Here is a 9,775-nt window from a genome sequence, read left to right as displayed (position 1 = left end):
GCTAACGATAAATATAAGTTGAGCAATTACACCTTTACTGTCATTGACTAAGAGATTTTACATGACAAATTTATTTGAAGCTTCGATAGAAAAAAATGAAACAAATAGCTTTTTTCGTGGAGAAAAAAACTACTTTGTAAGAACCCCTGACTTTGACCAACATAATCATGGTGCAAACCTTGGCGGGCATGTTGAATCTTTTTTAAGAGCGAGTAATGATAACGCTGAAGTCTTCGATGAAGCTTTTATAAAGTTTTTGGAGTCTTTAGAAGTAACTAAAGAAGATTTGACACATTTTATGGCCAATCTTTCAGCGTTTTTTGCTTTAAAAAATAGAGATAGATTGGAAGGGTCAACGCTTTTTAGAAGCCTCAATAGCACCGAGTCAAAATTAGTTAAAAGCTATTTAACACAGATATCAAACACTGATATATATCTTACTGAAAAAGATAGATTATATATACATGCAAATTTTATCTCTAAAAATGGTAACGATATTTTATTAAATACATTGAAAGAAATAGACAAGGGATAGGTTGAGCTTTCCATCTTTCACTAACTTATATTTAAATATTGAACGAGCTATATAAAAACTCTAAAAAGGATTTTATTGATGTCATCAATAAGAATAACTCAATCTGTTGGATTGGGCGGCACTAACAGTTTAAATGATGTAAAAACTGTACAAACGGCTTTGAATAAATTACTAAAACTTATTCCACCTACACAAGCTTTAGTTGTCGATGGTCGCTTAAAGCCTCGTCCAGAAAACTCAAAAACTATTGCTGCTATTAAGTTGTTCCAAAGCAAAGTCTTAAACATGGCGCGGCCTGATGGAAAAATTAATGCTAACGATGCTACTTTTCGCAAAATTAATGAAAAGCTTGCCTTATATAGCTCTCAAAAAGCAGGAATGAAAGATCCTCAACTTTTCTTGAAAAATGTCATAAAACTAACGTTGTTAAAAATTGGTTTGTCATCAAAAAAAGCAGAAGTCTTATTACTGGGTACAGCGATTCAAGAAAGTCGATTGAAGTATCGTCAACAACTAGGCGGTGGACCTGCTTTGAGTTATTTTCAGATAGAGCCTGCTACTCATGATGATATTTGGGATAATTACCTAAGTTACAGAGGAGAGTTAGCATTAAAAGTTAAAAGCTTAATGACTTCTGAAGATAAGTTAAAAGAGCTAAAAGAGAATGATGCTTATGCATGCGCTATTGCTAGAATCCACTATTTAAGAGCACCAGCCGCCTTGCCTGAAGCTAATGATATTAATGCGCAGGCACAGTATTGGAAAACTTATTACAATACGCCACTTGGAAAGGGTACTGTGCAAGAGTTTATCCATAATTGGCAAACATATGGAGTAAGTATATGAATGTTTTTAAGACCTTAATTTATACTCTGCTATTAACGATAAGTCATACCGCTTTCGCGTCAGAATGTTTAAATATAAAAGTAACTAAGCCTATAAAAGTTGATGACAAAACAGGGCTATTGCAGTCCTTGAAGTTTGAGCAAGTTAAATTACTCCACAAAGATAAGTCAGGTATTTGCTTACCTACGAGGGATACCTACATTTTGTCTTTTAGTGAAGGGATCCCTTTTATTGCTACTCGATTAAAAGGTCACACGCCAGAAATAACATTGCTCGAAAAAGGCGAAAATTATTATGCACTAATAAAGTATTATGCAGGTAACAAACTGCAGGTACTAAAGGGATATCAAATTATCAACTCAGAGCTATACGCACTCCCTAATTTCACTTTAAGCAGTAATGTAAGCAATATTAGTATTGATGAAGGGGTTATTAGCGTAAAGAATACTAAGCTAGTTGAAGAGCACTCCATTGATTCAGTTACACTTTACAACTTTGATTTATCAGGTGTGTCAGTTAAGCATTAAGTAATGTATTTACTAAATAACTATAATATTGAACTACCAAGGGTATTAAAAAAGCATGATAAAAAGTAACCTTGGTAAGTTTTTTCTGATTACAGCCTTGTTTTTTATTGCACCGTGTAATGAAGCTCAAGGTGCTTCGCAAGTTATATTTAAATGTAATGCGGATGTACCTACACCTATTGAGCTGGTTATTAACAAAGTAGGGAATAAATTTCACTTAGCTGAATTTACTATAAATGTAGCCCCTGTTATTGATCTTGGATAAATGAAAATAGAGATTCCCTTAAACTAGCACGCACACATGCAGGTTGGTGTGACTAGCTTAGGTTTTTGAATAATATTAAGAATATTAAACATAAGGAAATACAGTGAGTAAAATAAACACGGATGTAAATTATAGAACAATGGCCGGTAATGCTCGTTTGGTAATTATCGCAGAATCCAGTCATAGCCCTGTATCTTATAAATATGAGGCTATAAAGGCTCTAAAACAACTTAAAGCTGCGGGTTTCACTCATTTTGCGATGGAAATGTTACCTATAAAGATAAAAGAAAAAATAGATTTTTATCAACGTACTGGTAAAGGTTTTGATGTGATTTACAAACATTTTCGAGAAAATTGGTATTGGAATGGTGCTGCTAGCACAGGTTATGGTGAACTAGTTAAAGCTGCTAACTCTCTAGGTATGAAAATTATTCCGTTAGATATGCCTGTTGAGGTGATGGATAAAATTGATGGTAGGTGCAGTTGGGAGGACGCTGATGGTGGTCTATGTACTGATTCACATATTCAAAGAAATCAAATGTGGGCGAGTATACTAAGCAGTACCCTTAAAATTGAAAAAGGCTCCCGTATTGTTGCATTTATGCATCGGTATCATGCATTTAATGCTGGTAATAGGCATATAGGTGTTGATTCTATTTTACTTAATTTAAAAATCAGTGGAATAAGTATAATTGACTATATTGGTGGGATGACCTGCAAAGATAGTGGAGTTTGTAAAGGTGAAGGCGACTTAAAAAAGCCGCTTAGAGAGACTTATTTCTATAGGAAAGGTGCATTTTTACCTTCACCAGTACCTTCTTATACTGTCCATCTTCCAGAACAATCTTTAGGGAAGTGATTTTATGGATAAAATATTATTATTGTTGATTATGATGGCGCCTTCCATTTATGCCGCAGGTCCTCGATGGGATAATTCTATAGATATAAATGACCCAGATTTAACTGTAACAACCGCCGCACAGCAGTGCCATAAAAGCTTAATTAACGCGCCTGAGTATCTTGAGGTGTGGTGTGAAAAAGCTTATTCAATGGGATACTGGAAGGCATTGATTACATTAAGCCTTCACACTGGAGATGGAACTCGATTATTAAAGGAAGCCAAAAAGCGGGTTGCGGCAAAAGAGATAGAAGCTTATTCAACGTTAGCTTGGTTATATGGAAGCGGTATGTTTGTGGGGCAAGATATTAATAATGCAATTTCCCTTCACAAAGAATTTTTAGCATTAGATGCAGAATTGCCAAATTCATTAGTTACAACGGCGCATTTTGAGTTAGCAAGTTTATATAAATCGCAGCATAATTGGCTTGCAGTAAAAGAGCATGCACAATATGTTATTGAACACAGCGCTTTAGCTTATGACAAAGAGCAAGCTGTTAGTCTATTACAGTTAGCAAAAGAGAAAGCTCAATTAAAATAAATAATTGAATTCAAACTGATACACAAAGGAGCTATGAACGCCTAAGCTAAGGCGCTATAGAAATGATATGGAACAACAAAGCCAACAATCACTAACTAACCTTGTTTACGATATATATGAAGACCCAACTTTAATAGAAGAGCATCAAGTGCTTATAAATCCTTTGTTGAGCGATTTAGTTGCCACAGCGCCAGCCGGGTTTGAGGGTATGGCGACAATGATTAATACCCATATTTCTAATGGGTTTAAATTCAAAAATCCTAAAATACAAAAATTTGAACTTGAGTCGGGGCTTTTAAAACTTAAAACATATTTTCAAAAAATAAACCTATAACCCCCATCATAATTACACACTCAATTTTTAATATTAATGCAGCACTAGTGCTGCATTAATTTTTTCTCATCAAGGATGATTTTAATGAGCCTTATCACCACGAGTATTTTAATGCTGTTTTTACAGCCTTTATTTGTATATTTAGCTCTTTTTAAAAAGTCAGATCGGAGTACTCCAAGCCGTTCATTAGATAACGAAGATGCTATGTATCTTTTTATAGCACCAGGGTTAGCTGTATTTTATTCTGATAACTTTTGGCAGGCGTTACTTTATTTAGGAAGTGTATGCCTACTAGGTTTAATGCTTGCCATTATTGTAAAAAGCAAAGCTAAAAAACGATTAACAAGAGATGACGCTATCGGGTTTACTATTGCCAGCTTTTTATTTTTTGGGATTATAAAATTAATTATTGGTGGGGTAGCGTATCTTTTTAGCGAAAATGCCGCGAATGCTTCAGCGCCTGTCATAGGTGAACAAACTTATTCATCAACTACAGGTGAGCTTTTAAACTGGGGGTATTTATATTATCAGTTTTGGCCAACGCTATACTTTTTACTCTTTATGTTAGCCACATTAGTTATAAAAATAATAGAGAGCCGGTTTAATAAACATTCATTTTCAGGCTCGCTCTTAATATTGGGCGCAGTTTTGGCAGGTGTATCACCGTTATTTGGGCATGCTTTTATTTTAGGCGTTATCGCTAACTTTTTTATATTTTTTGTTGTGTGCACGGCATGTATAGAAATTGATAAAAGGAGCGTTCCTTCAGCTGGTGCTATTAGTTTTATATATGGTTTTTTGCTTGTGGGCGGTATCGCGTTTAGTAGTATTGGTAAATTAATATATACGCTATTTTATAATTAAATTAGGATTGTTTTTTGATTAAAAAACATGCAGTATAATTGTACCTAATTAGTATGTTCCCCTACTTTTTTTAATATAAATATGGTTGGTGTAATTAATTGGCCATAAACATTAAGTAGCTTATAGCTAGGTCTTGGGAGAGTGTTTGCTTTGTTTTTATCGCGTTTAAAAAATTTTGTGTTGGTAATAGTCTCTATTGCCGTTGTTTTTTTTACTACATCACAGGCTTGTGCGGATATGTTTGGCTTTTTTAATAAACAAGAATTTTATTTATCGGCTCCAGTAAAGGGGCAGTTATTAGATAATGGGCAGCCAGTTGCAAACACTAAAGTAATGCGCTCACTCACCTATGGCGATGAATACGTTGACGAAACCACAACAGACGAACACGGTTATTTTACTTTTACAGAAAAAACAATAAAAACAGGTAAGCTCGCTAATATGTTTGATAACGACTCGTTGGTTCAACATATTTATTTAGAAAACGGCACGCCAGAAGGAATTGTTTTATGGTACACGCTTGTTTCAATTCATGAAAAAAGTGACACACTTAAAGAGCTTCTTGCACACTTGAAGTGTGATATTTCTAAAGAGCCGCAAACATACGATATTCCAATTAAAGAAGATACCAGCCACGCTTTTGCGATTTACACATCATGTAAACTTTAACTATTAATTTAAAGGGAACTTATATGAATACTTTGACGCCAACCCAAGCGGTACAGTTAGCTAACCTTGCTTATAAAGCAAAAAGCATTAAAACCACTAACCTACTTCATCGTTCACTTCATGCATCTTTGCGCGACAATTTTAACTTTTCAGTTAACCCTGGCGCAGTACAAGGTGTAACGGGAGGTTTTTTCTCCCATTTATTTAATTTAAGTACGGGTTTTGCTTTAGTAGGGCATGGGCTTGGCGATTATCAGGGTGATTCAGTTATAACAATTCGAGGTACTAACTCGCTAAGAGATGGCTTAACTGATGGCCATTTTGGTTTAAGTGGAGGCTCAAATGGCAGTATGGTGCATGCTGGGTTTAATAAGACCTTTTACAGTATGAAGCCCGCGTTACAGGAGTTTGTTGAAGCTAATATTAAAGATAAAGTAACCGATTGTATTCATTTAGTTGGCCACAGCTTAGGTGGTGCATTAGCGACGCTTTCTGCCGATTGGATTAGAGCTGAATATTCAATACCTGTAAAGTTATATACGTTTGGCTCACCGCGCGTTGGGCTTGAAAACTTCTCTCGGGCTGCGACATCAAGAATTGATAAAATTTATCGCTGTACTCATGGTGCAGACCCTGTTGCTAAGGTACCTTTGTGGCCGTTCTCGCATGCACCTTATAGCGGTCAAGAAATACGCTTAGATAATGGGCAAGGTTTAAAAGGTGCTGCGCATACCCTCAATGGTACGCCTGGCTATATAAACACAGCCAATAGTAATAATTGGAACAACTTAACCATTCAAGCTAATCATTTTTTGAGTACCCCTGTACGTTTGAAGTTTGAAGATAGAAATCAAGCCTCTTTTACTTCTCACTGGGCTGATAAACTAGGGGCCGCATTGATTACACTTTTAAAAGATGCCGGCTATTACAGTGCAGTAGCAGCTCAAGCAGCTATTGGTACTGGCCTCACTTTTTACGATATGTTGGCGCGTACTTTAGATAAAATAGCTAAAGCGTCAGCCTCGTTTGCAACACAAACCTTAGGTTTACTAGGGCATATGTTAGTGTTTGCAGGCAAAGTAATTAGTAAAGCGGTGGAGCTTACATATAGCTTTATAAAATCTGTATTCGATTCAACCCTAGGTGCTCTATACCGAGCGGCGAGAGAGGGGCTAAGTGGCTTAGATTAACTTTAATCTAGCCCTCAATCTCGCTCTAACAAAATAGCACCACTTTGGCTTTCGCCTAAGTGGTCGTTTTTGTTATAAATAGGGCATTTACTCATAGATAAGCACCCACAGCCAATACATCCATCAACGCGATCGCGCAAACGCTGCATATACGCTATTCGCTCATCTAGCTGTGCTTGCCATTGCTTTGAAAGGGCTGCCCAGTCTTTTTGCGTGGGTGTGCGCTGATCAGGTAATGTGGCCAGTGTTTGTTTAATTTCATCAAGGGTTATTCCCATTGCTTGTGCGGCTTTTATTACCGCTATGCGGCGCAGTACATCTTTTTTATAGCGGCGTTGATTGCCGCCATTTCGCCAGCTACGTATTAGTCCTTTTGTTTCGTAAAAATGCAGGGTTGATACTTTTACGCCGCTACGCTTTGCTACATAACCCACGGTTAAGTTGGCCTCAGTTAGTTTTTTTTGATCTATTGGCATTATTTTTAATTTCCGATTGACCTCAATATAACTTGAGGTTTTAAGCTTCTTGCAACATTAAAAAAGGAGCTAACTAAATGCAACAAAAACTTGAGCGTAGCACTGTTATTATTTATTCAAGCGCACGCAAAAATGGTAATACACAGGCGCACGTTAATGAATTTGCAGAGCAAAATAATGTGCGTGTAATATGCTTAGATGATTATAAAATTGCGCCGTACTGCTATAACAAAAACTATAAAAATGATGATTTTTACGCTGTGTTTGAAGCACTTTTAAAATATGATCATTGGGTGTTCGCGTCGCCTGTTTATTGGTACAGCACCACGGTACAAATGAAATTATTTATCGATAGAATAACCGATTATATGGACGATGAAGTATTAAAACCTAAGCTTCGTAATTTACGCAGTAAGCATTTTTCAGTGCTTTCTAATGCGTCATCAAGTGAAGCCCCCGCCTGTTTTGTAGAGCAGTTTAAAAATACGTTTAGTTATTTAGGTATGCAGTTTATTAACCACAGCCATAAAAGTACCCAAAAGGTTGCTTAAATTGCAGCCTTTTTTGGTTGTCTCTGGTAGTTTAGTAATAATCTTAAAAAACACAGGATTGTTTTATGAAATATTTACTATTGTTAGTGCTGCTTTTTAGCCCTTTAATATATGCAACAGAGCAACCAATTAAGGGGTATGGTAATTATTACAATGTACCCGAGCATGATGAAATTAATGACGCTACGGTATTTAAAATAGCATTTGATGTTGCTGAAGGCGCTAAAGAAGGCGCGCAAAATAATTCAATAAATTCGCTAGCGCGTTTTATTAACATGCATGTGGCGCATGGCGTAAAGCCTGAAAACATACAACTTGCATTAGTTGTGCACGGCAGCGCAAGTGTTGATGTGTTAGCTAATAGCGAATATAAAAAACGCTTTAACGCTGACAATAAAAACCAAGCGTTAATTGAGCAGCTACTAGCAAATAACACTAAAGTGTATGTTTGCGGGCAATCTGCTACTCACTTTAAAGTAACGCCAGCGCTTTTAATTGAGGGTGTAAAAATGTCGCTTTCAGCTATGACCGCTCACGCACAACTTCAACAACAAGGCTATACGCTCAATCCATTTTAATGACTCAAATTATAAAAAATATACTTTGCTTTGGTGATTCTAATACTTGGGGGTTAAACCTTAAAACGGGTAAACGTTTTGATGAAAATACCCGTTGGACATCACTTTTAAATAAAAACTTAGGGTGTGGTTTTAACGTAATAGAGGCAGGGCAACCTAATCGCACGTTAGTGCATAATCCCCCGTTTGAAGGTGTGCTTAATGGTGTTAGCTATTTAAAGCCTTATTTGGATAAGCATGATCTCGACTTTATTATTATAGCTCTTGGTACAAACGATCTTAAAAAGCGTTTTAATTTAACACCTACTTTAATAGCAGATGGCTTGAATGATTTAATTAACTCAATACACATTTATTATCAGCAAGGTAGTACTTTAAAATCCCCTATAATTATTATTGCTAGCCCACCTAAAATAAGAATTACCGAGCAGTATTCACGTATTTATGAAGAGGCTGATACAAAAGCAACAGAGCTCTCTAGTGCATTTAAAAGCGTTGCAGCTAATAATAAGTGCGCTTTTATTGATCTTAACTCGTTTATTAACATGACAGGTGGTGATGGGATTCATTTTGATGATATCCAACATTTGGCAATAGGCTTTAAAATAGCGCAATTGGTTCAAAACTCACTCAATAATTGTTAAATTTATCTGTGTGAATTTAATGCAACTTATGCAATCATCTAATAAAATTAGTGATATAAATTAACAACTTCGAGATGCTATGAAAAAGTACCAACAAAAATCTATTATAGCCGTTTTAACTGGAGTGTTAGTTTTTATAACTGGCTGTATTATTTTACTCAATTTTGCAGCGTAGCAATTAACAGCACAAACAAAGTTAGATGCTGAGTACATCCTCACTCATGTAGAAGGTGCAATTGCAGAGAGGCGTCGAATACTTACCCCATTAAATAAGCTTGCGTTTAAACAGTGTGACAACACAACTCTTCTTGAGATGCGCCGCGCTTTATTTGACGCAAAATATGTAATTGATATAGGTTTTTTTAAAGATAATCAGCTAGTTTGTACTACGGGTGCAGGCTTATTAAGTAAACCAATTAACGACAAACAGCCTGACTTTATTCGAGATGATGAACAGGTGAGGGTTCGTTTTGAGCCAAAGCTTTATTTATTATTATTTAGTGAGCGCCCTATGGAGGTAATTATAGTCAGGCAAGGGGACTATAATTTAATTATGCAGAGTACTCCCTTTACTAATATTGGAGTTACTGCGCCTGATTGGGAAGTTGTTTATAAAACACCAAATACTTTGCATCATTTAGCGGGTAAAGAGGATCTCTATCTTCAAGTAAAAAACAATGTTTTCTTTCCTTACGAAACTAATTTAGTTTGCAGTTCTACAAATAGTCAATATGTAGTGGTCAACTAATTTTGGCCACAGTTTTAGAATCTTGGTATCTAACCTCAGATTCATTTGGTGCTAAACCTGCATTATAATGATGTGGTCTAACATTGTTGTAATATCCGTTGATATAATC

14 protein-coding genes and 1 pseudogene are annotated in these 9,775 nt (G+C 36.0%); 14 read left to right on the top strand and 1 reads right to left on the bottom strand.

What is annotated here, in order from left to right:
- Positions 1 to 61: 61 nt before the first annotated feature.
- From H5115_RS14030 to H5115_RS13985, 10 genes are all read left to right on the top strand, one after another.
- Positions 62 to 535 carry a hypothetical protein gene (locus tag H5115_RS14030; protein WP_182755884.1) on the top strand — a complete coding sequence of 158 codons (474 nt, stop codon included), beginning with the start codon at positions 62 to 64 and terminating at the stop codon, positions 533 to 535.
- Positions 536 to 613: 78 nt separating this feature from the next.
- Positions 614 to 1,381, top strand: coding sequence for a peptidoglycan-binding protein (locus H5115_RS20250; protein ID WP_259396404.1), 768 nt, complete (start codon positions 614 to 616; stop codon positions 1,379 to 1,381).
- Positions 1,378 to 1,908 (top strand): hypothetical protein, encoded by a 531-nt coding sequence (locus tag H5115_RS14020; RefSeq protein WP_182755882.1) that lies wholly within the window; start codon positions 1,378 to 1,380, stop codon positions 1,906 to 1,908. Before H5115_RS20250 ends, H5115_RS14020 begins: the two co-directional genes overlap by 4 nt.
- A 55-nt stretch (positions 1,909 to 1,963) precedes the next feature.
- On the top strand, positions 1,964 to 2,173 hold the full coding sequence (locus H5115_RS14015) for a hypothetical protein (RefSeq protein WP_182755880.1): 210 nt from the start codon (positions 1,964 to 1,966) through the stop codon (positions 2,171 to 2,173).
- A gap of 103 nt (positions 2,174 to 2,276) precedes the next feature.
- Positions 2,277 to 3,032, top strand: a complete 756-nt coding sequence (locus tag H5115_RS14010; RefSeq protein WP_182755878.1) for a hypothetical protein — start codon at positions 2,277 to 2,279, stop codon at positions 3,030 to 3,032.
- A gap of 4 nt (positions 3,033 to 3,036) precedes the next feature.
- The gene (locus H5115_RS14005) at positions 3,037 to 3,612 is read left to right on the top strand and encodes a hypothetical protein (RefSeq protein WP_182755876.1); all 576 of its coding nucleotides are present in this window, start codon (positions 3,037 to 3,039) and stop codon (positions 3,610 to 3,612) included.
- A 67-nt stretch (positions 3,613 to 3,679) separates the two neighbouring features.
- The gene (locus H5115_RS14000; RefSeq protein WP_182755874.1) at positions 3,680 to 3,946 is read left to right on the top strand and encodes a hypothetical protein; all 267 of its coding nucleotides are present in this window, start codon (positions 3,680 to 3,682) and stop codon (positions 3,944 to 3,946) included.
- 84 nt (positions 3,947 to 4,030) lie between these two features.
- Positions 4,031 to 4,810, top strand: a complete 780-nt coding sequence (locus H5115_RS13995; protein WP_182755872.1) for a hypothetical protein — start codon at positions 4,031 to 4,033, stop codon at positions 4,808 to 4,810.
- A gap of 237 nt (positions 4,811 to 5,047) precedes the next feature.
- Positions 5,048 to 5,479, top strand: a complete 432-nt coding sequence (locus H5115_RS13990; RefSeq protein ID WP_259396403.1) for a transthyretin-like family protein — start codon at positions 5,048 to 5,050, stop codon at positions 5,477 to 5,479.
- Between the two features lie 23 nt (positions 5,480 to 5,502).
- Positions 5,503 to 6,669 (top strand): lipase family protein, encoded by a 1,167-nt coding sequence (locus H5115_RS13985; protein WP_182755870.1) that lies wholly within the window; start codon positions 5,503 to 5,505, stop codon positions 6,667 to 6,669.
- A 14-nt stretch (positions 6,670 to 6,683) separates the two neighbouring features.
- Here the strand turns inward: H5115_RS13985 and soxR are convergent, their stop codons facing one another.
- On the bottom strand, positions 6,684 to 7,145 hold the full coding sequence (soxR, locus tag H5115_RS13980; RefSeq protein ID WP_182755868.1) for a redox-sensitive transcriptional activator SoxR: 462 nt from the start codon (positions 7,143 to 7,145) through the stop codon (positions 6,684 to 6,686).
- A 77-nt stretch (positions 7,146 to 7,222) separates the two neighbouring features.
- Here soxR and H5115_RS13975 point away from each other — a divergent pair, with 77 nt between their 5' ends.
- From H5115_RS13975 to H5115_RS13960, 4 genes and pseudogenes are all read left to right on the top strand, one after another.
- Positions 7,223 to 7,696 (top strand): flavodoxin family protein, encoded by a 474-nt coding sequence (locus H5115_RS13975; RefSeq protein ID WP_182755866.1) that lies wholly within the window; start codon positions 7,223 to 7,225, stop codon positions 7,694 to 7,696.
- A 65-nt stretch (positions 7,697 to 7,761) separates the two neighbouring features.
- Positions 7,762 to 8,274: a DsrE family protein gene (locus H5115_RS13970; RefSeq protein ID WP_182755864.1), complete on the top strand. Its 513-nt coding sequence runs from the start codon at positions 7,762 to 7,764 to the stop codon at positions 8,272 to 8,274.
- An 8-nt stretch (positions 8,275 to 8,282) separates the two neighbouring features.
- Positions 8,283 to 8,918, top strand: coding sequence for an SGNH/GDSL hydrolase family protein (locus H5115_RS13965; RefSeq protein ID WP_182755932.1), 636 nt, complete (start codon positions 8,283 to 8,285; stop codon positions 8,916 to 8,918).
- A 196-nt stretch (positions 8,919 to 9,114) separates the two neighbouring features.
- Positions 9,115 to 9,666, top strand: a pseudogene (locus tag H5115_RS13960) (CSS-motif domain-containing protein); the annotation flags it as partial.
- Positions 9,667 to 9,775 lie beyond the last annotated feature (109 nt).

Origin of the sequence: Pseudoalteromonas sp. SR44-2 (assembly GCF_014163745.1) — a bacterium.
Taxonomy (GTDB): Bacteria; Pseudomonadota; Gammaproteobacteria; order Enterobacterales; family Alteromonadaceae; genus Pseudoalteromonas; species Pseudoalteromonas distincta.
Note: the sequence above shows the minus strand (reverse complement) of the source record. Positions and strands in the feature narration are given on the sequence as shown.

Excerpts from the sequence above, each read along its gene's own strand:
- H5115_RS13970 (WP_182755864.1), top strand. The coding sequence starts at position 7,762 with ATGAAATATTTACTATTGTTAGTGCTGCTTTTTAGCCCTTTAATATAT.
- H5115_RS14020 (WP_182755882.1), top strand. The coding sequence starts at position 1,378 with ATGAATGTTTTTAAGACCTTAATTTATACTCTGCTATTAACGATAAGT.
- H5115_RS13975 (WP_182755866.1), top strand. The coding sequence starts at position 7,223 with ATGCAACAAAAACTTGAGCGTAGCACTGTTATTATTTATTCAAGCGCA.
- H5115_RS13990 (WP_259396403.1), top strand. The coding sequence starts at position 5,048 with ATGTTTGGCTTTTTTAATAAACAAGAATTTTATTTATCGGCTCCAGTA.
- H5115_RS20250 (WP_259396404.1), top strand. The coding sequence starts at position 614 with ATGTCATCAATAAGAATAACTCAATCTGTTGGATTGGGCGGCACTAAC.
- H5115_RS14030 (WP_182755884.1), top strand. The coding sequence starts at position 62 with ATGACAAATTTATTTGAAGCTTCGATAGAAAAAAATGAAACAAATAGC.
- H5115_RS13995 (WP_182755872.1), top strand. The coding sequence starts at position 4,031 with ATGAGCCTTATCACCACGAGTATTTTAATGCTGTTTTTACAGCCTTTA.
- H5115_RS13985 (WP_182755870.1), top strand. The coding sequence starts at position 5,503 with ATGAATACTTTGACGCCAACCCAAGCGGTACAGTTAGCTAACCTTGCT.
- H5115_RS14005 (WP_182755876.1), top strand. The coding sequence starts at position 3,037 with ATGGATAAAATATTATTATTGTTGATTATGATGGCGCCTTCCATTTAT.
- soxR (WP_182755868.1), bottom strand. The coding sequence starts at position 7,145 with ATGCCAATAGATCAAAAAAAACTAACTGAGGCCAACTTAACCGTGGGT.
- H5115_RS14015 (WP_182755880.1), top strand. The coding sequence starts at position 1,964 with ATGATAAAAAGTAACCTTGGTAAGTTTTTTCTGATTACAGCCTTGTTT.
- H5115_RS14000 (WP_182755874.1), top strand. The coding sequence starts at position 3,680 with ATGGAACAACAAAGCCAACAATCACTAACTAACCTTGTTTACGATATA.